The sequence below is a fragment of the Streptomyces sp. NPDC006365 genome (assembly GCF_042870755.1).
GTDB lineage: Bacteria > Actinomycetota > Actinomycetes > Streptomycetales > Streptomycetaceae > Streptomyces > Streptomyces xiangluensis.
In genome coordinates, this window is the sequence record NZ_JBIAHS010000002.1 from 35,639 (window position 1) to 59,341 (window position 23,703).

At 71.5% G+C, this 23,703-nt stretch carries 19 protein-coding genes and 1 tRNA gene; 6 read left to right on the forward strand and 14 right to left on the reverse strand.

Going from position 1 to position 23,703, the window contains the following annotated elements:
- Positions 1-286 precede the first annotated feature (286 nt).
- The 7 genes from ACFYO0_RS05375 to ACFYO0_RS05405 all read right to left on the reverse strand — a co-directional run bounded on the left by ACFYO0_RS05375 (position 287) and on the right by ACFYO0_RS05405 (position 7,309).
- A tRNA-Lys gene (locus tag ACFYO0_RS05375) sits at positions 287-360 on the reverse strand.
- Entirely contained in the window at positions 351-989 is a 639-nt protein-coding gene (locus tag ACFYO0_RS05380) for a hypothetical protein (protein ID WP_388671018.1), read from the reverse strand. The genes ACFYO0_RS05375 and ACFYO0_RS05380 overlap by 10 nt, the downstream gene beginning before the upstream one ends.
- A gap of 309 nt (positions 990-1,298) precedes the next feature.
- Positions 1,299-1,676, reverse strand: coding sequence for a hypothetical protein (locus ACFYO0_RS05385; RefSeq protein WP_386352459.1), 378 nt, complete (start codon positions 1,674-1,676; stop codon positions 1,299-1,301).
- A 232-nt stretch (positions 1,677-1,908) separates the two neighbouring features.
- Complete coding sequence (locus tag ACFYO0_RS05390; RefSeq protein WP_388671021.1) at positions 1,909-3,249, reverse strand: AAA domain-containing protein; 1,341 nt, start codon at positions 3,247-3,249, stop codon at positions 1,909-1,911.
- Entirely contained in the window at positions 3,246-4,895 is a 1,650-nt protein-coding gene (locus ACFYO0_RS05395; RefSeq protein WP_388671024.1) for a hypothetical protein, read from the reverse strand. Before ACFYO0_RS05395 ends, ACFYO0_RS05390 begins: the two co-directional genes overlap by 4 nt.
- 193 nt (positions 4,896-5,088) lie before the next feature.
- Complete coding sequence (locus ACFYO0_RS05400) at positions 5,089-6,294, reverse strand: hypothetical protein (RefSeq protein WP_388671027.1); 1,206 nt, start codon at positions 6,292-6,294, stop codon at positions 5,089-5,091.
- Positions 6,221-7,309, reverse strand: coding sequence for a phosphatase PAP2 family protein (locus tag ACFYO0_RS05405; protein ID WP_388671030.1), 1,089 nt, complete (start codon positions 7,307-7,309; stop codon positions 6,221-6,223). The genes ACFYO0_RS05400 and ACFYO0_RS05405 overlap by 74 nt, the downstream gene beginning before the upstream one ends.
- A 207-nt stretch (positions 7,310-7,516) precedes the next feature.
- Here ACFYO0_RS05405 and ACFYO0_RS05410 point away from each other — a divergent pair, with 207 nt between their 5' ends.
- The gene (locus tag ACFYO0_RS05410) at positions 7,517-8,113 is read left to right on the forward strand and encodes a histidine phosphatase family protein (RefSeq protein WP_388671033.1); all 597 of its coding nucleotides are present in this window, start codon (positions 7,517-7,519) and stop codon (positions 8,111-8,113) included.
- Between the two features lie 49 nt (positions 8,114-8,162).
- Here ACFYO0_RS05410 and ACFYO0_RS05415 read toward each other — a convergent pair whose 3' ends face one another.
- Positions 8,163-9,680 (reverse strand): hypothetical protein, encoded by a 1,518-nt coding sequence (locus tag ACFYO0_RS05415; RefSeq protein WP_388671036.1) that lies wholly within the window; start codon positions 9,678-9,680, stop codon positions 8,163-8,165.
- A gap of 283 nt (positions 9,681-9,963) precedes the next feature.
- On the opposite strand from ACFYO0_RS05415, the gene ACFYO0_RS05420 reads away from it, so the two are divergent.
- Together ACFYO0_RS05420 and ACFYO0_RS05425 are read left to right on the forward strand one after the other, a co-directional pair.
- Complete coding sequence (locus ACFYO0_RS05420; RefSeq protein ID WP_388671039.1) at positions 9,964-10,464, forward strand: hypothetical protein; 501 nt, start codon at positions 9,964-9,966, stop codon at positions 10,462-10,464.
- A 195-nt stretch (positions 10,465-10,659) separates the two neighbouring features.
- On the forward strand, positions 10,660-11,541 hold the full coding sequence (locus ACFYO0_RS05425) for a spermidine synthase (RefSeq protein WP_388671042.1): 882 nt from the start codon (positions 10,660-10,662) through the stop codon (positions 11,539-11,541).
- A 30-nt stretch (positions 11,542-11,571) separates the two neighbouring features.
- Here the strand turns inward: ACFYO0_RS05425 and ACFYO0_RS05430 are convergent, their stop codons facing one another.
- A complete protein-coding gene (locus ACFYO0_RS05430; protein ID WP_388671045.1) occupies positions 11,572-14,361 on the reverse strand; it encodes an AMP-binding protein in 2,790 nt (929 codons plus the stop codon).
- Between the two features lie 173 nt (positions 14,362-14,534).
- Here ACFYO0_RS05430 and ACFYO0_RS05435 point away from each other — a divergent pair, with 173 nt between their 5' ends.
- The 3 genes from ACFYO0_RS05435 (at position 14,535) to ACFYO0_RS05445 (ending at position 18,345) form a co-directional block, all read left to right on the forward strand.
- Complete coding sequence (locus ACFYO0_RS05435; RefSeq protein ID WP_388671048.1) at positions 14,535-15,584, forward strand: iron ABC transporter substrate-binding protein; 1,050 nt, start codon at positions 14,535-14,537, stop codon at positions 15,582-15,584.
- 98 nt (positions 15,585-15,682) lie between these two features.
- The gene (locus ACFYO0_RS05440; RefSeq protein ID WP_388671051.1) at positions 15,683-17,233 is read left to right on the forward strand and encodes an ABC transporter permease; all 1,551 of its coding nucleotides are present in this window, start codon (positions 15,683-15,685) and stop codon (positions 17,231-17,233) included.
- Positions 17,230-18,345 (forward strand): ABC transporter ATP-binding protein, encoded by a 1,116-nt coding sequence (locus ACFYO0_RS05445; protein WP_388671054.1) that lies wholly within the window; start codon positions 17,230-17,232, stop codon positions 18,343-18,345. Before ACFYO0_RS05440 ends, ACFYO0_RS05445 begins: the two co-directional genes overlap by 4 nt.
- Before the next feature lie 28 nt (positions 18,346-18,373).
- Here the strand turns inward: ACFYO0_RS05445 and ACFYO0_RS05450 are convergent, their stop codons facing one another.
- The 5 genes from ACFYO0_RS05450 to ACFYO0_RS05470 all read right to left on the reverse strand — a co-directional run bounded on the left by ACFYO0_RS05450 (position 18,374) and on the right by ACFYO0_RS05470 (position 23,693).
- Positions 18,374-18,565, reverse strand: coding sequence for a DUF397 domain-containing protein (locus ACFYO0_RS05450; protein ID WP_388671057.1), 192 nt, complete (start codon positions 18,563-18,565; stop codon positions 18,374-18,376).
- 347 nt (positions 18,566-18,912) lie between these two features.
- Positions 18,913-20,331, reverse strand: coding sequence for a GH1 family beta-glucosidase (locus ACFYO0_RS05455; protein ID WP_388671060.1), 1,419 nt, complete (start codon positions 20,329-20,331; stop codon positions 18,913-18,915).
- Positions 20,332-20,434: 103 nt separating this feature from the next.
- A complete protein-coding gene (locus tag ACFYO0_RS05460) occupies positions 20,435-21,343 on the reverse strand; it encodes a carbohydrate ABC transporter permease (protein ID WP_388671063.1) in 909 nt (302 codons plus the stop codon).
- On the reverse strand, positions 21,343-22,368 hold the full coding sequence (locus ACFYO0_RS05465; protein WP_388671066.1) for a carbohydrate ABC transporter permease: 1,026 nt from the start codon (positions 22,366-22,368) through the stop codon (positions 21,343-21,345). The genes ACFYO0_RS05460 and ACFYO0_RS05465 overlap by 1 nt, the downstream gene beginning before the upstream one ends.
- Positions 22,365-23,693: an ABC transporter substrate-binding protein gene (locus ACFYO0_RS05470; protein ID WP_388671069.1), complete on the reverse strand. Its 1,329-nt coding sequence runs from the start codon at positions 23,691-23,693 to the stop codon at positions 22,365-22,367. Before ACFYO0_RS05470 ends, ACFYO0_RS05465 begins: the two co-directional genes overlap by 4 nt.
- Between the last annotated feature and the right edge of the window lie 10 nt (positions 23,694-23,703).

A 23,703-nucleotide genomic window follows, 5' to 3' on the forward strand; every position in this document is an offset into this window, starting at 1 on the left:
GTACCGGGGTGAGCTTCCGCGCTCACGGTCACGTCGTCGCGCGTCGGGGGTGTGGGCGGTGACGATCTCTACGGGGTGAGCTTCCGCGCTCACGGTCACGTCGTCGCGCGTCGGGGGTGTGGGCGGTGACGATCTCTACGGGGTGAGCTTCCGCGCTCACGGTCACATCGACTGGCGTCGGGGGGTGTGGGTGGCGGAGCCCCCACCACGCGCGGCGAAGCCGCGCAAATACAACGATGGCGAGGAGGTTCGCGCTTTCCGCGAACACGCCTCGCCATCGCCATCGTGCGCCGCCAGGGACTCGAACCCCGGACCCGCTGATTAAGAGTCAGCTGCTCTAACCAACTGAGCTAGCGGCGCCTGCTGACGTCGTAGACCTTAGCACCCAGGTCGGCGGGAGGAAAAATCGATATCCGGGCCGCCCGAGCTGCGCGTACCGCCGCCCAGAGCAGGACCTCCGGACCCGGCAGCCAGGGCCGCCGGGTATCGGGGGCGACGAGCCAGCGGGCGGGTGTGGGGAGGGGCTCGGGGTCGCCGGGTGTCGTGCCCGCGGGCGGGATCGTCACCGCGTCGCCCCTGCCGTGGCAGAGCAGCGGCGGGATCGCGCGGCTGCGGCCCGCGCCGCCGTCGGAGCCCCACTCCTCCCACTTCAGGAGCACGGGCAGGCGCTGAGCGGTGCCCGGCGTCGCGAACAGGAGCATCCGACCCCGGTACACAGCCACCGGCCCCGAACCCGGTCCCTCGCCCCACAGCTGGTCCAGCATGCGGCGGCCGAAGATCGCGGGAGCGTTGACGACGTCGAAGGCGGCGCCGCATGGGAGGGCCGCCGGGGTGGTGGACCGGTCGTTCCGGACGGCGACGGTGGTGCGCGTGTGGCTTTGCGTGGACGCGAGCCAGGCGGCTCCGTCCGCGGTGAGGGTGAGTGCACCTTGCGCGATGGTACGTGCGCTGGGCGCGACGGTGCGTGCCGGATTCCCTGTGCTGCTCATGCCGCTCATGGCGCATAGGTCTACTGCGGGTGAGGGTCTGATTGCGAGGAGTCGCCGGAAATCGGGACAGGAGGGGTGCGAGTGGGGTAGCTTGCCCACCCGGCATATGCCGCGGAGTCTTTGCCCCGGGCTCAGGCTTCGCCGAACCTGGTTCCCCGGCTTCAGGTTCGCGATGACTGACGGCACCATCCGGGCGAGTGCCCTGCGACCATGGCGGATCCCGTCGCCTCCTACCGGCCTCAATGGTTGTCCCCGGCCAGGCATACGAGTACCGCCGGCTTCGGGCTCCCCGGCTTCAGGTTCGCGGGCTCAGGTCAGGTCGCCGATTCCGTGCCCGAGCCCCTTGCCGTTCGTCCCGCTGAGCAGTTCCCGGCCGAAGTCGACCATTCTCTTCGCGTAGTCCTCGGTCCACTCCGCCCGCTCGGCGATATCGGCCGGGGTGAGCCGGTCGAACCGGCGAGGGTCGGCGAGCTGCGCGGCGGCGATCGCCTGGAACTCGACGGCACGGTCGGTGGCAGCCCGGAACGCGTGCGTCAGCTCCGTGGCACGGTCCAGCAGCGCCCGTGGATCGTCGATCGACTCCAGGTCGAAGAAATGCTCCGGATCGGAGGCGGCTTCCGCCGGCTCGAAGAGCAGGGGCGCGGGGCGAAGCCGCGGCTCGCTCCGACGCGGCGTTTGCTCCGCCATGACTTCTCCTCCTCATGCGGTGGACGACCCGTCCTGGTGGGTGTGCCACCGTCCATTGTCTCTTGACCGCGCAAGTGGGCCTCAGCCCGCCCGACGCGCGGCCGCTCACTCGGGCACAGGTGGAAGAGCTCGGGATCGCCTTCGTCCAAGCCGTGCGGCAGCCCGGCCGGACTCCGTCCGGCAGTTGCGCCGCATGGCGCCCGGCCCGTGCCCGACGGGCACCGAGGGTAGGTCAGGGATGCCATGGCACCCGGTGTTCCGAAAGGTGGGCGAGCACCGCGTGGTTCGCTTCCCAGCCGTCCGGGAACTTCACCGTGACTCCGAGCTGGACCGGTTCCGTGGAGGGGTGGTCGTCCAGGAGGTCGGGTACTCCGGCGCGGCTGATGACGATGCAGGCATGGCGGTGGCGGGAGGCGAGTACGCAGAGGCGGCCCGTTTCCAGGTGGAAGGCCGTGGCGTCGGGACGGCCGGAGAGGGGGTGCAGGACGACCGTGACGTCGTATTCGCGGCCCTGGAGGCGGTTCGCCGTGTCGACGGTCACGCCCTCGGCGCCCAGCTCCGCCAGGGCCGAGCGGACCGCTGCCGCCTGGTCGCGGTGGGCCGTGCCCACGGCGATGCGGTCGGCGGTCAGGTGGGTCGGTTCGGGGGAGCGCTCGGACCTGGCCGCGCCGCCTCGGTCCAGGAGGCGGCGTACGACCTGGGCCAGTGCGCGTACCGCCTCGGGATCCGTACGAGGTGTGTGCCGGGCGGGGAGTTCCAGCAGGCCCCAGCCCGTCTCGGCCGCCTCGTCGATCACGCGGTCGGGGCCCGAACCGTCCGACGGGACCGTGAAGTCCAGGTGCCGGTCGTCGTGGTCCGTGCCGCTGCGGAACGGGGTGTACGGGTAGAACGCGGCCGAGACCAGCGGCGCCGCCGACGCCGGGAGCCGCCAGGAGACGGGGAGGCGGTGCTGCGGCAGCTGCGGATTGTGGGCGAGCAGCGTCGTCACGGCCGAGGCGGACGGGTCGTACGACAGGCCCGCCCACTGCTCCGAGCCGACGATCGCGAACGGGTCCAGCTGGCCGGGGTCGCCGACGAACAGCGCCCGCTCGAAGAGGCCGGCGACGGCGAGCAGCGCGTCCGAGCGCATCTGGTACGCCTCGTCGACGATCGCGTGCCCCCAGGGCTCGACGCCCTTGACGTGGGCCCACTTGGCCGCCGTCGAGATGACGACGTCGAGCCCGGCGAGATCTCCGGCCTTCGCCGACTTGCGGACGTTCGGCAAGTCGTCGAGTGCCTTGTCGTACGGGTCCGGGTCGCTGCTGTGCAGGCGGCCGACGGGCAGCTCGGGGTTCTTCTCGGCGAGCCGCAGGACCAGGTCGTCGACCTGTGCGTTGGTCTGGGCGATGACCATCAACGGGCGTCCCGCGTCGGCCAGTTCGAGTGCGGCGCGGACGACGAGCGTGGACTTGCCGGCGCCGGGCGGGGAGTCGACGACGACACCGCGGTGCGCCCCGTGGAGGGTGTCGCGCAGGATGGCGTCGGTGGCGCGGGCGGCTTCGGCGCCGGGGTCGAACGGGGCGGTGGTGGTCACAGCACATCCTCCTCGGTCACCGCGTCGGCCGGCGGATCCGTCGCCTCACCCGGTGGGCCGCCATGCGTCCACGGCGTGTCCTCCGGGTCGGGCAGCTTCGCGCCACCCCGCTGCTCGTGCTCGAAGAGCGTGAAGCAGACGAGGTCGCCCTTCTCGGGGACGGAACCGGTCTCGGGTTCCTTGCCGCGGCCCATCTTGTCGACGATGCGCAGGACGACGCTCATGCCTCCGGCGTCGGCGCCGTCCTCCTCGAATGTCCCCTCGACGTACTCGGCCGCCTGCGGTTTTCCGCCGAGCGAGCGGTAGACCTTGGCGCGCTCGGCGAGGTGCGGCCGGTCGTCCGTGCGGACCGTGACGAGGGGGCGCGGGCTGGGGCGCTTGCCTTCGCTGTACGCCATGACGACGTCCGTGACCTCGCCGGCGAAGGCCTCCCCGGCGAGCCGCCGTCCGGCCATGACGAGCGGGTCGTCGAGGGCTTCCTGTGCTTCCAGCCGGGCCTGTTCGCGCTCGCGTGTCGCGAGCTTGTTCGCGGCGGTGACCGCGTCGTCCCGGCGCGGCTGCGGGGGCTCGCCTGCGAGGACACGGTCCCGGTGGCCGGTGAACGACCAGCGGTCGCGGGTCCAGCGGTCGGCGGCGTGGGTGCCCTCGGGCAGGGCGCGCAACAGGTCGAGGCCGCGCCACACCGCATCCCAGGTGGGGCGGGTGCGGCTGTCGACGAGGTCGCGGATCCCGCGCTCGGCGGCGGTGAGTTCACCGAGCCGGTCGTCCGCCTGCAGGCCGTCCTCGGCGGCGGCGAGTGCCGTACGCGCCCGGTCGTAGCGCTCGATGGCGGGGGCGAGCAGCTTGTTGTCGAACGCCGGGTCGGTGGCGGGTCCGGCGGGCGGGCACAGGAGCTGCCCCCTGGCGTCGCGCTGGAGCTCGGCCCGCAGCGCGGCCTCGGCTCCGGACGACGCCCGGTGGGGGTCCCCCCGTTCGAGCGACGTCGAGAGTGGGGGAGGGTCGATCCAGGCGAGGAGCGCGCCGAGGTGCTGGTCCTCCAGACTGCTCTGGCCGGTGGCCCAGTGCCGTGACAGTACGTCCGTGAGGGCGAGCAGCAGCGCGGAGCCGGGCACCCGCGCCCGCTCGCCGTAGTGCGTCAGCCATCGCCCGAGCAGCGGTACGTGCGGGGGTGCCGGATGGGGCGCTTCCGGTTCCTGCTCGGCGGTGCGTCGGAAACGCATGGAGCGCCCGAGAAGCCGTACGAAGTCGACACCGGCCCGGCTCGGCACGATCAACTGCGGTGCGTCCGCGCACAGTTCGACCTCGACCTTGACCCGCTTACCGGTCTCCGGATCGGTCTCGGTGCGCTCCGCGGCCTCGACGTCCTCGCCGTACGAGTCGATATACGGGAGGACGACTCCGGCCAGCTCGGCGAGGAACGTGAACCGCAGGTCGCGGTCGCGTGGCTGCGGCACGACGAGCAGACGGGGGGCTTCGCGGTCGGTGCCGACGAGTGCCCCCAGCGGGGCCCCGGCTTCTCCGGCGGTGGTGAGCGGTACGAACACGAGGGGGCGGTCGGTGAGGTGCCGGTGCCGCACGGTGGCGAGGGGCTGTGCACGGCCGGAGTCGACGGCTTCGAGTCGGGCGAGGGTGGTGATCAAGGACATGCGGCTCCCTCATGGCCGGTGGCCGCGGCGCGCTCCGCGCGGGCCGGTGCATTGCGTGCGGGTCGGTGGGGGCTGGTCGCTCCCTCACTCTCGGCTCTCGCTCGAGCGGGGGGACCCCCATCGCGGCAGGGCCGCATGGTGTCACGCCCCGCGGCCCTTACGGGGCGCCGACCGCAATGGGGTTGGAACGGGCTCAGCACGTTGCACGTCCCGATGCCCCGGCCCGCGCGCCCTCTCCGCCGCCCGACACCCCGGCGCGCAGTTCCGCGCCGCCCAGCGCCTCCGCCCGCAGTTCCGCCGCCCTGCGCAGCGCCGTGACCGCCGGGTCGGTCGGGTCGCCGGACTCGCCGCGGGCCGCTGACAGTACTTCGTCGACCCGCGCCAAGCCGCCCAGCTCCGCCCGGAGCGAGCGGCCGAGTGACGTCACAGCGCCCTCCGTGCGGGAGCGGGCGCGGCAGTGGAAGGCGAGTTCGCAGGTGGAGAGGCATTCGGGGGCGTATGTGGCGGGGACCGACTCGACTGCCGCCGTCAGGTCGGGGGCGGGGAGGTCGGGGGCGAAGCAGGTGCCCTCCGGGAGGGCGGCGGCGATGTCCTCGATGCGGGTGAGGCGGTCCAGTTGGCGGCGGGTCACGGAGCGCTGTTTGCGGACGTCGACGGCGGAGGCGGTGGGGAGGTTCGAGAAGTCCTTCGGGCAGACCAGGAGCACCGAGTGCCGTACCTCGGGGGCCGGGGTGAGCCGGTCCGCGACCCGCTCCAGCGCCAGTACGTACACCGCGGCCTGGCGTGCCGCCGCGCCCACCTTCGCGGCGTCCGCCGAACCGTCCAGCATCGGGAAGGACTTGATCTCTACGACCGTCCAGCTTCCGTCGGGATGCACCACCACCGCGTCCGGCTCCAGGAAGGCCGGGGAGCCCGCGACGTCCAGGGCGAGCATGGGGTGGTCGAGCAGCGTCCAGGCGCCGGCCTCGGTGGCTTCGCGCAGCGCCAGTGCCGTACGGGCCGCACGTCCCTCGGGGCCCACGGCCGCCAGGTCGGGAACGAGGCCGGCCACCGGCGGCTCCGCCCCGGCGTCCAGCTTCTCGTGCACCAGCCGCAGCAGCTCCGCGCCCCCGTCGGCCTTGACGCGCGCCTCGAAGGCATTGCCCCGCATGAACGCGAACTGTGACTGCCCGAAGGCCGACGGCGAGCCGAGCGCACTCGCCAGCGCCGCCTTGTCCACCCCCGCTCCGTCGAGGATGGCGCGCCGCTTGCAGCCGGGGTTCGCGGCGAGCGCCGCCAGAGCGCGGGCGTCCAGCGGCTGCGCCGCGACCGCAGGACCGCGCAGCTCAGCGAGCCGCTGCCGGAGCCTCGTCCCCCGCGTCGGCGGGACTTGCCTCGGGATCGGCTCTCTGCCCGGCACCGGAACCGGGGCCGGCACTGACCTTGCGCTGTCCGGGAATTCGCTCACCCGGGGAAGTCTGGCATCCACCACTGACAATTGAGGAGCCTGCGCCGCGCGAGCCCACTGTGACCGGTTCCGGCGCCGGTTCTGGAACCGGCGCCGTGACCGGTGTCGCGCCTGATGCTGTACCCGATGCCGAGCCGGACGGGACCGGTGTCGAGCCCGGTGTGACCGCCGTCCCGCCCCAGGCGGGACGCAGCACCCGCAGCCGCTGCCGGGCCACGTCCGCCAGCCGCAGCACCGGCCGGGTCAGCAGCAGCCCTACGCCCATCACGGCGGCGCCCGCGAGCGCGTCGAGGAAGTAGTGGTTGGCGGTGCCCATCACCACGATCGTGGTGATCAAGGGGTACGCGACCCCCGCGACCTTGGTGAGCCGCGTGCCGCCGTACCGCCACAGCATCACCCCGCACCACAGCGCCCATCCGACGTGCAGGCTCGGCATCGCCGCGTACTGGTTGGTCATGCTGCCCAGGCCCCGTGGTGCGCTCGCCTCGCCGCCCCACCAGCCGTAGTCGCTGTACTGGGCCATCGTGTCGACGAAGCCGTACCCCGCGGACAGCAGCCGGGGCGGGCAGGTGGGCAGCAGTGTGAAGCCGATCAGGCCGATGAACGTGGACGTCAGCAACCAGGTGCGCGCCGCCCTGTAGCGCACGGTGCGGGAGCGGAAGATCCACACCAGGATCGCGGGCGTGACGAGGTAGTGCAGCGACGCGTACCAGAAGTCGGCGGGTATGCCGATCCAGGGCTCGCGGGTGAAGAGGCGGTTCAGCGGGTGCTCGGCGTTGAGGTAGAAGACCTTCTCGATGCGCAGGATCGCCAGACCGTGGTCCACGGCGGTGGTCACGTCCCCACGCGCGAGCAGCCGGCCGGCCGAGTACACGCCGTACACCAGGAGGATCAGGGGCAGTTCCGCCCACCAGCGGGGCCGGGCGCGCGATACCGCCTCGGTGCCCGGTACATCGGTCCGCCGCATCCGATCGCCCTCCCCCTTCTGTCCCCCGTGGCCGATGCGCCACGCCCCAAGGTCCAACCTATGCGAACGCCTGAACGGGGCGCCTCGGTCCTCGAAGACGCAGAGATCGCCCAGTGGGTTGCCCCGCAAGAGCCTCGGCGATGATGGAGCGATCCACCAGAGGGTCATCCCTGATCCATCCCCGAGTCACCCGGAGAGGCTGAATTCATGGCTCCGCGCATCCTGCTGGCCCGGCACGGACAGACCGAATGGTCGCTGGCCGGCAAGCACACCGGCAGGACCGACATTCCTCTCCTGGAGGAGGGCAGGCGCGGTGCCAAGCTGCTCGGCGAGCGGCTGCACCGGGCGCCGTTGGGCGGGCTCCCCGGGGTCGAGGTGCGTACGAGTCCGCTGGCACGCGCGCGTGAGACATGCGAACTCGCCGGCTTCGGCGACCGGGCGGCTGTCTGGGACACCCTCATGGAGTGGGACTACGGCGCGTACGAGGGCATGACGCCCGCAGAGATCCAGGCGGGGCGGCCCGGCTGGCTGATCTGGCGCGACGGGGTGCCCCGGGGCGAGAACCTCAGCGAGGTCGCCGCGCGCGCGGACGAGGTGGTGGGATGGGCGCGCTCCGCCGACCGCGATGTTCTCGTGTTCGCGCACGGCCACATCCTGCGCTCCATAGGTGCCCGCTGGCTCGGCCTGGACCTGGACTTCGCGGCCCGGATCCGCCTCAACCCGACGTCCCTGTCGGTGCTCGGCTGGGCCTACGGCGAGCCCGCGATCGAGACGTGGAACGACTGCGGGCACCTGACCGCATAACGGTCGGGTGCCTACACAAAGCGCCCCAGGAGCGCGTAATCCGTCTGCCCTACGCCGTCCGCGCCAGAGCCGCGTGCCGTTCCAGGAAGTCCGACACCCCCGTCGCGCGGCGATGCGGCAGCAGCACGCGGGCCGTGCCCGCGAGCATCGTCTGGACGCGTGAGGACTGCACCTGGTCCAGGAGGTCCAGTACGCGCAGTCCGGCCATGGCGGCCTCGTCGGGGTGGCCGGCGCGGGCCAGGTCGTCGGCGAGTTCGGCGGTGTAGAGCGCGATGTTGCGGGTGAAGTGGGGGTCCTGGAGACGGGCCGCGCGCCGGGCGTGGTGGGCCGCGCGCGGCCAGTCACCGAGCGTCGACCAGCACTGGGCCTCCAGGCCCGCCAGTTCGGCCGGTCCGTAGAAGCTCATCCACTCCGGGTCGGCGTCGCAGGGCCCGCGGTCGAACAACGCGTGGGCGCGGGCGAGTGCCTGCTCGCAGCCGGTGCGGTCGGCGAGCCCGGCCCAGCCGCCGGCCTCGCGCATGGCGAGCAGCGACAGGAGTCGGGCCGAACCGAGTGGACGGGCGGTGCGCTGCGCGGCCTGCGCCGCCCGCACCGCCTCGCGTGGGCGGCCCGCGTCGCGTGCCAGGAAGGACGTGTTGCAGAAGGCGTGTGCCTCCAGGGCCGGGTCCCCGGCCACCCGGGCGGTGGCGAGGGCCTCCGCGTAGTGCGAGCGCGCATCGCCGAAGCGCCCCGAGTCGTGCGCCAGCCAGCCCACGGAGATGGCCAGTTCACCGGCGCCCGAGTGCAGCCGCTCGGCGGTCGCCCGCAGGGTCGCGCCCGCGTCCAGCAGGGCGTACGCGGCTCGCAGCGGAGCCGCCGCCCTCCGGTACAGCCCGTCGGCACCGTGCCGGTCGTCGAGCACCCGGATCTGCCGTACGGCCTCTTCCAGCGCGCCCGCCTCGGCCTCACCGACCCGGTGCACGGGACGGTCCGCCGCGGCGGCCGGGCCACCGAACGCGAGGCCCAGCGGGCCCAGGGAGGCGGCCGCCACGGTGGCGGTGCCTCCGGTCATGAATGCGCGACGCTGCACGTCGCTCTCCTCGTGGTTCTGATCGTGGTACTCGTACGTGCCTTGCGGTCCGTACGTGTCTTGCATGCCGTACGTGTTGTGCGTGCCGCAGGCGTGTTGCGTGTCCTGCGTTTCATACGGCTCGTGCGCCCCATCCGTTTCATGCGGGGCGTACGTCGGGCTCGTGGTGCGCGAGGGGAGCGCCTTGTCAATGGCGCGCGCCCCGCGTCCGCGTACCGATGAGCGGGGCGCGAACCCCAGGTCGGTCAGCGACCGGCCGGGGAACATATGCAGGAACACCCGCTCGTACGCGTAGTTCGGGCAGCGGATCTCCCCCGCCTCGACGCGCCCCACATAGCGTGCGTCGCAGCTCACCCGCTCCCCGATCTCCCGCGCGGCCCGTCGCACCGCCGCGGCGAACTCGCCCGGCGAACGCTGCCCGCGCAGCTCCCGGAAGGCGAGGTTCGGCCGCGGTGGCCGAGGTGACTGGGACGACGAGGTCGTCGTGTACGACGCCATGGCCGGGCCCTCTCTCGCGAACCGTCGAACCATGCCGGAACCAAGGCGAGTTGATCACTTCCCCCTCGGGTTGATCGGGTCTCGCTCGGGCTTCCGGCGGGCAAGAACGTACCCGCTGTGACGAGTCCACCACGCGAGGTTTGGCTACAAACCGGATATCTCATCCATGATCTGCCATGAACTGCCATCCTTTGCGGCTCAGTTGCGCCGTAGCCGTTGACGTCCGGAGGCGTTGAACCATGCGGTGAGTTCGATCGAGGAGGGATCCACGATGGAGGCCGGAATGGAGACCAGTCAGAGCATCGATCGCCGTGCGCCGCTCCCGACGGACGCCCCGGCAGACGGTGCGGGGCAGGCGGATCCCGATGATCCCTGCGATCCCTGCGATCCGTGTGACCCCTGTGACCTTGTCACCGTCCCGACGCGGCAGGGCCTGGAGGCCGTCGACATCCTGCGCCGGGGTGCCTCGGAGGCCGTGGGACCCGTCCTGCACGACGACACCTGCGACACCCTCGGCTTCCTGGTGCCGCCGGGCACGGCGGATGCCTGGGACGTGCCGGGCAGCACCTGTACGCAGACCGACGGCCGGGGTATCAGCCTCATCGCCGAGGCTGCGGTCACCGAGGGCGCCGGGTCTGGGGCCGTGTCCGGCGAGCGGCCCGTCGAGGGCTCCGGCTGGCTCCTGCCCCCGGAGGACTCGGAGCTCGCCACGGACCCGGTCGTCCTGCGCGCTGCGCTGGACGAGGCGGCTCGCTTGCTCGAGGCGGCGGACAACTGCCGTTGATCGCGCCCCTTCAGGGGCGCGGGGCTGTCACATACGCGGCTCCGCCGCGATGGGGGTCCCCCCGCTCGAGCGGAGCCGAGAGTGGGGGAGAAGCCGAGAGGGAGTGGGGGAGCGACCAGCCGCGACGCCCCGCAGCTCGAACCGCATTTCCGCCGTCGCTGGGCCGCCCCGCCCGTACGCCGCGATAATGGCGTGATGGCAAAGGCGAAGGCGCGGAACAAGCGGTCAGGGGACCGGCGGCCGGCGCCTCAGGCCGTAGTCGCCCCAGTCGACGGCGGGCTCGCCGAGCTGATGCCCGACCGGGACCGGGCGCGTGCCTGGTCGCTGCTCATCGACGGTGCCCCTCAGTCGTACGTGGACCTCGACGACCCGGCGTATCTGAACTTCGAGTACCAGCGCCGCCTCGGCCATGTCATCGACCTCGCCGCCCCGCCGGGCAGGCCCGTGCACGCCGTGCACCTCGGCGGCGGCGCCCTCACCCTCGCCCGCTACATCGCCGTCACGCGCCCCCGCTCCACCCAGCAGGCCGTCGAACGCGACGCCGCACTCGTCCAACTGGTCCGCCGCGAACTGCCGTTGGACCCGAACGCCCGGATCCGCGTACGTTCCGCCGACGCCCGCGAAGGGCTCGCCAAGGTGCCGGACGGCTGGGCGGACCTCGTCATCGCGGACGTGTTCAGCGGGGCGCGTACGCCCGCGCATCTGACCTCGACCGAGTTTCTCCACGACGTCCGACGGGTGGTCAAGGCGGGCGGCCTCTACGCGGCCAACCTCGCCGACGGCCCGCCGCTGGCCCACCTGCGCGGGCAGATCGCCACGGCGGCGGGCGTCTTCCCGGAGCTTGCCCTGGTGGCCGACCCGGCCGTACTGCGCGGCAAACGCTTCGGCAACGCGGTCCTCGTCGCCTCCGACCGCCCGCTCCCGATCGCCGAACTGACCCGCCGCGCCGCCTCGGACCCGCACCCCGCGAGGGTCGAACACGGCAGAACGCTGACCGACTTCACCGGGGGCGCCGCAGCGGTCACGGACGCCGCTGCGGTGGCCTCACCGCAGCCACCGCCTTCGGCGTTCCGCTGATTCCGGCGCACGTCACGGCGGAAGAAGGCGTCACAGCCGCCTGACCACCCGCGTCGCGACAGCCGCGTACCCGATGCCGACGGCCAGGGAGGCGAAGAGGGCCAGGAGCGGGAAGTCGTCCGGGACGTGGGGATAGACCTGAAAGTGCGTCAGGTAGATATAGAGCGAGCTGCTCGCCAGGATGCCCGCGATCCGGTTGAGCGGGCCCAGACTGGGCAGCGTCGGCATCCAGATCAGCAGCGTCAGCCCGGCCACCACGAGAGTGGTGCGCAGCGGCTGGTCGTGGAAGAGGCCCGGGAGTGCGAGCAGGAGTACCGCCGTAAGCAGCGCCCGCTGTCGCATGGTGGTCGCCCGCGCGGCAGCCCACCCCAGCGCGAACAGCCAGAAGACCACGGTCGGTCCGAGGTGGAAGCGGGCGGGTGCCAGATCCGGCAGGTCGTACCGGCCGATCAGGCCGACCGCCAGGAGCGCCAGTGGTACCCCGAACGCGTGCCGCCGCTCCAGCCGGTCCAGCAGGGGGACCGCCATCAGCACGGCGAGGACGACCAGGAAGTAGACGAGTGCCTCCACGAACCAGTAGTGCCATTCGTGACGTTCGGTCCCCTGGTCGAGGAGGCTGTTCAGCAGCAGGGCGTTGGCCGGGTCGTAGAGGCCGGTCAGTGCCACCGCGCCGGCGATCCACGCCACGCTCGGCACGGCGACGCGGGCGATGCCGCGCCACAGGTGCCGTAGGCGCGCGCGGCGTTCGGCCGCGGTGAGATGGAAACGGGCGAAGTTGAAGCCCGCGACGCCGATCAGCACATGCGCGCCGCCCTGGAGGGAGAAGACGGGTATGTGCGAGGCGACGATCAGGACGATCCCTACTGCCCGTAGGGCTACGCCGGTTTCCAGCGTGCGACGGGTGCGCCAGGACCGTGATGACCGCGGGGGTTCCGGGATACGAGTACCGGTGTGGCTACGGGTACGGTTCCGCCCGTTCCACCGGATCGGCCGTCCGGCCCGCTCGGCTTGCGGAACTCCGCCGGCTTCCGCACCTGCCGGTTCCGTCACGGGAGCTGCCAGGGCGCGCAGTTCGCGGATCGGCTTCGTATGCCAGTCGGTCGGAAGCCCGCCGAGCGCCTCCTCCAGCCGCAGGGACATTTCGACATAGGAGAGCGAGTCGCCGCCCAGGCTCACGAAGCTGCTGTCCTCGGTGGCATCGGCCCGGTCGAGGATCTCGGCGTAGAGACGGCACAGGTCCCTGGCGAGCCCTGCCGCTTCCACCTCCTCCGGTGCCGGGCGCGTCAGCCGTCGTACGGCCTCGTAGTCGGGCTTGCCCGAGGCGAGTCGCGGGAGTTCGGCGAGGACCCGGACCCGTATCGCGCGGGCCGGGATTCCGCACTCGTCGGCCACCAGGCGCCGCAGCCGGTCACCGTCGGTGGCCTTGCCCCCCACCGCGGCCACAGCCAGCGCGTCGCCGTCCGCCGTGCAGCATGCGGTGACCCCGTGCCGCTCCAGCAGTGCCTCGACACGCTGGGGTTCGATCCGCAGGCCGACGATCTTCACGAACCGGCTGCGGCGGCCCACGATTTCGTAGAGTCCATCGGGTGCGCGCCGGGCGAGGTCCCCCGTGTGCAGTTCCCGTACGGTCCGGCCGAGGGAGAGGTCGGCCGGGCTCTCGGCGTAGCCGAGCATCACGTTCGGGCCCGAGTAGACCAGTTCGCCGATCCCGGGATCACCCTGGTCGTCGACCGGGTGCAGCCGGAAGGAGCCACCGGGGATCGGCACGCCGACGGCTTCCGGGCGCTCGGCGGCGAGGCGCGGCGGCAGGTAGGCCATACGGGCCGTCGCCTCGGTCTGCCCGTACATCACGAACATCTCCCAGCCGGACCGGCGCCCCAACTCCGCGTACCGTGCCACCCGTTCGGGTGCGAGCCGGCCGCCGGCCTGGGTGACGCGGCGCAGATGCGGTAGCCGCATCCGCTCGAAGCCGACCCGGTCGAGCAGGTCGAAGGTGTACGGCACCCCGGCGAGGGACGTGCCGCGGGCGGTGCGGAAATCCGCCCAGAAGGCCGGCTCCGACACCGAACGGTCCGTGAGGATCAGCCCGGCGCCGCGCAGCAGGTGGCTGTGGACCACCGAAAGGCCGTAGCAGTACTGCATGGGGAGGGTCGTGGCCGCGCGGTCGGTGTCGGAGATGCCGAGGTACGTGGCGATGGACTCGGCGTTGGTCTGGACGTTCTCGTGGGAGAGCCGCACCAGTTTGGGTGAGCCGGTCGAACCGGAGGTGCTCAACAGAAGGGCGAGATCCGGATGGAGGGTGTGGCTGCTGCCGTGGTGCCGCTCGTCAAGGGTCCAGGTGCCGTGGTCGTTCGGCCGGGCCACCACGTCCGGGTCGTACGCGGTGGTCAGGGCGCGTATCGCCCGGTCGTTGTCGCCGGGGACGAGCAGCACGGGGTGGCCGGCGGAGAGGGCGGCGAGGTGGACGACGAGGGCGTCGGCCCGGTTGCCGCCGGCCAGCAGCACCAGCCGGCGCACGGGGCCGAGACGCTCGGCGGTGGCGGCCACCCGCTCAGCCAGCCGGCGGTAGGAGAGCTCCCCGTCCGGGGTGATCAGCGCGACGCGGTCGCCGTACGCCGCGAGCTCCCGCGCGAACGGCACGCCGTGCGGACGTACGGGCGGCGCGCCGTGCGGACGTACGGGCGGCGCGCCGTGCGGACGTACGGGCGGCGCGCCGTGCGGACGTACAGGCGGTTCCGGAAAGGGGACCGAGGCGGGCGGGGCGGCCGACGGGGTGGAAACGGTGGGCGGCGCCTTGAGGGGCCAGAAGGGGTCGATCACGGTGCGCGCCTTTCCGCAGCAGAGTCCGCCGATAACACAGATCCCTTGACGGTTAGGCAAGGTTTACCTTATTCATAGCATGTTCATAGTTGGCTAAAAAGCATCACTACGCTGCTCGCCGCCCGACGACGCGACATGCGGCGTCGCGGCGAGCCACGCAGGAAGGCACCCTCATGCGACGCCCTCTGGCTGGCCGAATCACCGCGCTCGTCGCGGCCGGCCTGCTGCTCCCCGCCCTCGCCGCCTGCGGCTCCGACGACGACAAGAGCAGCTCGGGGGAGGGCGGCGACTCCGCCCTCGTCATCTACTCCGGCCGCAACGAGAAGTTGGTCAAGCCGATCCTCGACCAGCTGGAGAAGGCCGTCGGCACCGAAGTCGAGGTGCGCTACGGCGACAGTGCCGAGCTGGCCGCGCAGATCCTGGAGGAGGGGGACAGGACGAAGGCCGGAGTGTTCTTCTCCCAGGACGCCGGGGCGCTCGGCGCTCTCTCCAAGGAGGGCATGCTTCAGAAGCTGCCCCAGGCCACCCTCGACAAGGTGGACACGGCCTACCAGGGCGGCGAGGGCGACTGGGTCGGCCTCTCCGGGCGCGTCCGCGTCATCGCGTACAACCCGGACAAGGTCACCGAGGACGAGGTCCCGGACAGTGTCCACGACGTGGTGAAGCCGGAGTGGAAGGACAAGGTCGGCATCGCGCCCACCAACGCCTCCTTCCAGGCCTTCGTCACCGGCATGCGCGTCCTGGAGGGCGACGACGCGACCCGCGAGTGGCTGAAGGCGCTGAAGGACAATGGCGCCAAGACCTACGCGCACAACCTCGCCACCCTGGACGCGGTCGAGGCCGGTGAGGTCTCTCTCGGGCTGGTCAACCACTACTACTGGTACGAGCGGGTCGCCGAGAAGGGCGAGGACAAGGTCGGCGCCAAGCTGCACTTCCTGCCCGGCAAGGACCCCGGCGCGCTGATCAACGTCGCCGGGGCGGGCGTGCTCAAGGACAGCGGGCAGAGCGAGACCGCACAGAAGGCCGTCGACTTCCTGCTGTCCAAGGAGGCGCAGACCTACTTCGCCGACAAGACCATGGAGTACCCGCTGGCCGCGGGCGTCACGAGCACCGTCGAGGACCTGCCGCCGTTCGACTCCCTCCAGTCCCCGGACATCGACCTGGGCAAGCTGGAATCCATCCAGGAGACCCAGGCCATGCTCCAGGACGTCGGACTGGTCTGACAGTCGTGTGTACACCGCAGTCCGGGCGCCCCGACACGAGCAGTGGGGTGCCCGGCGCACGTCGGTCCCGGTCAGGCGGGGAGCCACCCCGCTTCCGTATGGTCCAGAAGGCTCTCGACGTACGGCCGTTCCGTACCACGGCCGCGCGCAGGACACCCCTCGTCCTGCTCGTCCCCGCCTGCGTGGCGGCCCTCTTCGCCCTGCTCCCGCTCGGCTATCTCGCCGTCCGCGCCCTCGAACGCGGCCCCGCTTATGCCTGGGACGTCGTCGCGGACGAACGCACCCTGCACCTGCTCGGCCGCAGCCTCGGCCTCACCGCCGTGGTCGTCGCGGCCAGCCTGGTGCTCGGCGTCTCGCTGGCCTGGCTGACCGTACGCACCGCCCTGCCCGGCGCCCGCGCCTGGTCGGTGCTGGCCACGCTGCCGCTGGCGGTGCCCAGCTACGTCGCCGCCTTCGCCTGGCTGTCCGCCGCCCCCGGACTCGCCGGTTTCGCGGGCGCCGCACTCGCCCTGACCCTGGTCAGCTTCCCGTACGTCCATCTGCCGGTCGCCGCCGCGCTGCGCGGCATCGACCCCGCGCAGGAGGAGGCCTCGCGCTCCCTCGGTCACGGCCCGGCGGCGACCTTCCTACGGGTCACCCTGCCGCAACTGCGACCGGCCGCGGCGGGCGGCGGGCTGCTCGTCGCGCTGTACGTGCTCTCCGACTTCGGCGCGGTCTCACTGATGCGGTACGACACCTTCACCCGCGCCATCCACACCTCGTACCGCGCGTCCTTCGACCGCACTCCGGCCGCCGCGCTCAGCGTCGTGCTGGTGGTGATGACGGTGGCCCTGGTCGCCGCCGAGGCCCGTACGCGCGGACGCGCAGGGCACGCCAGGACCGGCGCCGGCACCGCCCGCCCGGCCGTTCCGATGGCACTGGGCCGGTGGCGGCCGCTCGTCCTCCTCTGGTGCGGGGCGGTCGTGGCCGTGGCCGTCGTCTTCCCGCTCGGCACCCTCGGGTACTGGCTGACCGCCGGCAGTTCGGCCACCTGGGACCTGGGCGGGATCGCGGACACCGCGTGGGCCACGCTCACAGTCGCTGCGGCCGGGGCCGCCCTCACCACGGCCCTCGCCCTGCCGGTCGGGGTGATCGCCGCCCGGCACCGGGGGCGCGGCGCGCGCCTGCTGGAGCAGGCGGCGTACGCGGGCCATGCGCTGCCCGGCATCACGGTCGCACTCTCCCTGGTCTTCTTCGCGGTCCGCTACGCGTACCCCCTGTACCAGCAACTCCCGCTCCTGGTCTGCGCGTACGCGGTCCTCTTCCTGCCGGTCGCGGTGGCCGCAACGCGGGCCGCCGTGCTCCAGGCGCCGCCCGTGCTGGAGGACGTGGCCCGGTCGCTGGGGCGGCGGCCGTGGCAGGTCCTGCGCGAGGTGACTGTGCCGCTGGCCGCGCCGGGGGTGGCGGCGGGGGCGGCACTCACGTTCGTGGTCTGCATGAAGGAGTTGCCCGCCACCCTCCTCCTGCGCCCCACCGGCATGGACACCCTGGCCACCCGCCTCTGGACCGAGACGGGCGCCGGGTCCTTCGGGGCGGCCGCACCCTACGCTGCCGCGCTGATCCTGTTGGCCGCGGTCCCTTCGTACCTCTTGGGCAGGCACCGGACATGACGGACATGAACGCGAAAGAAAACGCGAGCGAAAACGCGAACGAACTGCACGTCGAAGGGCTCACCAAGTCCTACGGTGACGGCGGCCCCGTTCTGCGCGGACTCGACCTGACCGTGCCGACCGGTGCGCTGGCCGCCGTCCTCGGCCCCTCCGGTTGCGGCAAGACGACCCTGCTGCGCATCGTCGCCGGCTTCCTGCGCGCCGACGCGGGCACGGTACGGGTGGGCGACCGGGTCCTGACCGGCCCGGGTGCGGGCGTCCATGTGCCACCCGAGCGGCGCCGCGTCGGCATCGTCCCGCAGGAGGGCGCGCTGTTCCCGCACCTGAGCGTGGCACACAACGTGACCTTCGGCCTGAAGGGTGTGGACCGGGCCGAGCGACGCCGCCGCACCGACGAGATGCTGGAACTGGTCGGCCTGGCAGGCTACGGCGACCGCATGCCGCACGAACTGTCGGGCGGCCAGCAGCAACGCGTCGCACTCGCCAGGGCGCTCGCCCCGCGCCCTCAACTGGTGCTGCTGGACGAGCCGTTCAACGCCCTCGACAGCGCGCTGCGGGCGGGAGTACGGGCGGACGTGCGAACGGCGCTGCGCGCGACGGGAGCCACGGCCGTGCTGGTCACCCACGACCAGCAGGAGGCCCTGTCCACCGCCGACCTCGTCGCCGTCGTCCGCGACGGCCGTGTCGCCCAGTGCGACACCCCGCAGGATCTCTACCGGCGCCCCGCCGACCCCTGGGTCGCCGACTTCGTGGGCGACGCCGTCCTGCTCCCCGGCACGGTCGAGACCGACGGCACGGCCCGCACACCGCTGGGCACCGTGTCCCTGGGCACCCCGCCTGCGAGTCTGCGCACCGGCACGGTACTGCTCCGCCCGGAACAACTCCGCCTCACCGACCCCACCGCGGAAGGCGCGGCACGAGGCACGGTGACCGACGTCTGCTACTACGGCCACGACGCCATGGTCACCGTGTCCGTCGACGGTCACGACGCCCCGGTCGGCATCCGGGTCGCGGGCCCGCTGCTGGTGCGGCCGGGGGAGGAGACGGGGGTGCGGGTCGTGGGGGCGGGGGCGCTGCATGCGGAGGGAGGCGCGCCGGGTCGGCGGGGGTAGCCAGCCCGGCGCCGGCCGGACGGCTCAATCACCGCTGATTCGCCAGGGGGTGAGGTGTCGTGGTGGCGATCTTGTGCGGGTGGTCGCTCTCGCGGAGGTGAATGCGGTCGGGGGTCGTTGCCGCCAGCTCCACGCACTCGCCCTCGCCGCCGCCGCTGAACGAGGCCGCGGCATGCACCTCATCTCGTACGGCGCCGACGCCTGGGGCGTGTGTACGCATGGTCCGGGCCGGGGCAAGGCCACCTGGTTCGAGTTGGGGCGACCACGCTGACGGGGATACCCCCGCAAAAATCGTGAACACACAGCGGAAAGCTGTCCTTCAGGAGCTCAAACGAGCAGTGCGTGAACACAGCAGGGAGAAGTGCTCACACATTTCGACACAGCACTCTCCCGGGCCCACCGCCGCGTCCACCGCGCGACACCGCGTCCAACGCCCGCACCGCCGCACCGCGCCACGCGGCCGCACCATCACCCCCGCCCTCGCCTCCGCTCAAGACCAGGGGCGCGGCACCCCCCTCAAGCGCCGCGCCCCATCCCCCGGTTCCCCCTACTCAATGGTTACGAGGGCTACTCGGTGGTCACCGGAGGCAGCTCCCCCGAGCGAGCCGCCTGTCCGTACCAGAGGGCGCTCGACTTCGGCGTGCGGGCCAGGGTCGAGTAGTCGACGTACACCGCGCCGAAGCGCTTGCCGTAGCCGTACGACCATTCGAAGTTGTCCATCAGGGACCAGAGGTAATAGCCGCGGACGTCCGCGCCGTCGGTGATCGCGCGGCGGACGGCCGAGAGGTGGCCGTACAGGTAGGCGATCCGCTCGGGGTCGTGGACGCGGCCGTCGGGGTCCGGCTTGTCGTCGTAGGCGGCGCCGTTCTCCGTGACGTACAGGGGCAGTCCGGGGACCAGACTCGTGTAGCGCATGATGAGTTCATGGAGGCCGGTCGGGTCGATCGACCAGCCCATCTCCGTGCGCTCGCCCGGAGTCTGATGGAACATCACATCGTCTGCGGCTGGCCAGGGGGAGTACGAGCTGGCGCCGTGGCCGTCCGCGCGCGGCCCGGTCGGGGCGGACTCGGCCGCTGAAACCAGCGCCGGGGTGTAGTAGTTGAGGCCCAGGGCGTCCAGGGGCTGGTGGATCAGCTGGAGGTCGCCGCCCTGGACGTACGACCAGTCCGTGACCGAGGACGTCGCCTCGAAGAGTGTCTCGGGGTACACGCCGTTCAGCATCGGGCCGTGGAAGACGCCGTTCGCCAGGTCATCGATCCGCTGCCCGGCCGCCAGGTCCGCCGGATCCTGCGAAACCGTCCTGACCGCCGAGGAGTTGAGGCTCACCGCGATCGTGTTGCGGGCGGGCATCGCGGCGCGCAGGGCCGAAGTGCCGAGCCCGTGCGCCAGGTTGAGGTGATGGGCCGCCTTCAGCGAGGCCGCCGCGTCCGTACGGCCCGGAGCGTGCACCCCGGACCCGTACCCCAGAAAGGCGCTGCACCAAGGCTCATTGAGGGTGATCCACTGCTCGACGCGGTCGCCGAGCGCCTCGCCGACGATCTGCGCGTACTCCGCGAAACGCAGCGCCGTGTCGCGCTCCGGCCAGCCGCCCGCGTCCTCCAGCTCCTGCGGCAGATCCCAGTGGTAGAGGGTGAGGGCCGGCTTGATGCCGTGCGCGAGCAGCTCGTCCACCAGGCGGCGGTAGAAGTCGAGCCCGCGCTGGACGGCGGGGCCGCGGCCCGTCGGCTGCACCCGCGGCCAGGACACCGAGAAGCGGTATGCGCCGAGGCCCAGCTCCGCCATGAGGGCCACGTCGTCGCGGTAGCGGTGGTAGTGGTCGACAGCGATGTCACCGTGTTCGCCACCGGCCGTCTTCCCCGGCGTATGACTGAAGGTGTCCCAGATCGAGGGCGTACGGCCGTCCTCCCGCACCGCCCCCTCGATCTGGTACGCGGAGGTCGCGGCTCCCCAGAGGAAGGCTGGGGGAAAGGTCACAGGCTCAGGCATGGAAGCGCTCCCATAGGGGTCGTGGAGGCCGAGGGGTAGGTGGGGGAGAGGAGCGGGGCCGGGGCGGCGATGACCCGGCCCCGTCGGACGGAGGCGCGGCGGGTCAGCCCTTGATCGCGCCTTGCATGATCCCGCCCACGATCTGCTTGCCGAACAGGAGGAAGGCGATGAGCAGCGGCAACGTGCCGAGCAGCGCGCCCGCCATGATCACCGACTGGTCGGGGACGTAGCCGGTACCGAGGGAGTTGAGCGCGACCTGCACGGTCGGGTTCTCCTGGTTGAGGGCGATGATCGGCCACAGGAAGTCGTTCCAGGCGAACACGAAGGTCAGCAGGCCGAGCACGGCCATCGCGGGCCGCGCCGCCGGGAAGACCACGTGCCATACGATCCGCAGACTGCTCGCGCCGTCCACGCGCGCCGCCTCGATCAGCTCGGTGGGCAGCGCCTGCACCAGGTACTGCCGCATGAAGAACGTGCCGAAGGCGGTGACCAGTGTCGGCAGGATGACGGTCTGCAGCTGGTTGGACCAGCCGAGGTCGGCCATCCACAGGTACAGCGGTACGACGGCGAGCTGCGGCGGGATCATCATCGTGCCGATGGTCAGCAGCAGCAGGGTGCTGGAGAACTTGAACCGCAGCTTGGCGAAGGCGAAACCGGCCAGCGTGGAGAACAGGACCGTGCCGACGGTGATGGTGGTCGCGACCAGCGTGGTGTTGAACATCGCGGTGCCGAGAGAGGCCTCCTCCCACGCACGCTCGAGGTTCTTGAACAGATTCCCGCCGAACCACAGCGGCGGCGGCGTCTGCGCGAGCCGCTGGTCGGTGCGCGAGGCCGCGATCGCCGTCCACAACAGCGGCGCCAGCGAGACGAGAGCGAAGAGGGTCAGGACCACATAGGTGACCGGGCCCGCGTGCAGCTGCTTGCCCGCGCCGAGTATCCGGAGGCGCCGGGGACCCCGGTCGCCCTTCTCCTTCTCCTTCGCCTGAGTGAGGGGCACTTCACTGGTGGTCATTAGGACTTCCTCAGGCGTCGGGAGACCAGCAGATTGATCACGGCGATGAGCAGCAGGATCAGGAACATCGACCAGGCGATCGCGGACGCCTTGCCGAGGTTGCCGACGATCCAGCCCTGGTCGTACATGTACAGGCCGAGTGTCTGGTACTGGTGGCCGGAGCCGCCCTTCGAGCCGCTGACCCCGCCGAACAACAGGGGTTCACCGAAGAGCTGCGTCGCGCCGATCGTGGAGACGACCACCGTGAACAGGATCGTCGGCCGCAGTTGCGGGACCGTCACATGGCGGAACTGCTGCCAGCGGTTCGCGCCGTCGAGGGATGCCGACTCGTACAGGTCGGCGGGGATCGCCTGCATCGCCGCGAGGTAGATCAGCGCGTTGTAGCCGGTCCACCGCCAGATCACGATCGTGGAGACGGCGAACTTCGAACCCCAGTCGGACTCACGCCAGTTGATGGGGTCGACCCCGACGAAGTCGAGCAGCCAGTTGATCATGCCGCCGTCCCAGGAGTACAGCAGCACGAACACCAGCGTGGCCGCCGCCACCGAGGTGGCGTACGGGGTGAGCATGACCACCCGCCACACGGTCGAGCCGCGCAGCTTGTAGTTGAGCAGGTGCGCGAGCCCGATCGCCATGATCAGCTGCGGCACGGTCGAGATCACGCCGATGAGGAGCGTGACCCACAGGGAGTTCCAGAAGAAGTCCGAGGACAACAGGTTCTGGTAGTTGTCCAGGCCCGCCCAGGTCTGGTTGTCCAGGTCGGACAGCTGCACGTCGTGCAGCGAGTACCAGGCCGTGTACAGCAGCGGGACGAGCGAGAAGGCCCCGAAGAAGATGAAGAAAGGGGAGATGAACGCGTACGGCGACGCCTTCATGTCCCAGCGGTACAGCCGGCTGCGCCAGGAGCTGGGGCCTGGGGGCGGTGTACCGCGACCTTGAGCGCCCCGGGCCGCGCCCGGCTGTTCGCCGGGCGCGGCGTCGGCGCTCGGCGCGGATTGCGCGAGAGCCTGCTTGGAGCTGGTCACTGGCCGAGTACGTCCTTGATCTCCTCGGTGGCCGCGTCCCAGCCCTCCTCGGGCGATGCGCCCTTCTGCTCGACCTGCAGGACGCCGACGTCCGTGATGGCGGTGCCGATCGGCTGGTCCTTGATACCGAAGATCTGCGTCGGGATGGTCTTCGCCGAGTCGGAGAAGATCTGCGCGATCGGAGCGGCCGAGAAGTACGCCGTGGTGTCGGCCTGCGGCTTCAGGTCAGCGTACGCCGACGGGGTCGACGGGAAGCTCGCCTGCTTGGCGAAGACCTTCGCCTGCTGCTCGGGGGCGGTCAGCCACTTCGCGAGCGCGACGGCCTCCTTCTGGTGCTTGCTCGCCGTCGGCACACCGACGAACGCGCCGCCCCAGTTGGCCGCGGTGGGCGCCGCCGCCACGTCCCACTTGCCCTTGCCGGAGTCACCGGACTTCTCCTGGATGTAGCCGATCATCCACGCGGGGCAGGCCACCGTCGCGAACGTGCCGTTGGCGAAGCCCTGGTCCCACGGCTTGTCGAACTGCTTCAGCTTCGCCGACATGTCGCTGGTCGCCACTTCCATCGCGGCGTCCCAGGACTTCTTCACGCCGTCGGACTTGTCCCAGATGACCTCGCCGTCCTTGTCGTAGTACCGCTCGGCCTCGCCGCCGAGCGCGGCGTTGTAGACCGATGAGGCGGAGTCCACGAACTTGGTGCCCTTCGGCGCCTTCTCCATGTACTGCTTGCCGAGGTCGACGTACTTGGACCAGTCGCCCTTCCACTGCTCGGCGAGCTTGGTGCGGTCCGTCTCGAGGCCGGCCTTCTGGAAGAGGTCCTTGCGGTAGCAGACCGCCATGGGACCGATGTCGGTGCCGAGCCCGATCAACTTGCCGTCCTTGGTGGTGGCCTGCGCGTTCTTCCAGTCCAGCCACTGGGACTTGTCGACTTCCTTGCCGAGGTCGACGAACTTGTCGCCCTGCGTCTGCACGGCCTCGGCGATGTTGCCGACCTCGATCGCCTGGATGTCGTCGGTACCGGAACCGGCTTGCAGACGGGTGAGGGTCTTGGGCCAGTACACGTCGGTGCGGGTGGTGACGTTCTCCTTGATGGAGACGTCGGGGTTCAGCTTCATGTACTCGTCGTAGAGACCGGCCTGCTTGTAGCCGAAGACACCGAAGGTGCCGATGGTCAGCGTGGTCTTGCCGCTGCCGTCGCTGCCACCGTCCGAGTTCGACGAGCCGTCGCCGGAGTCCTCTGCACAGCCGGCCAGCAGCCCGGCGCCCAGCGACGCCACGGCCGCGAGGACTACCACCTTGCGGCGGCCGGTTCGGGTACGTGCGCGCATTGTCGTCCTC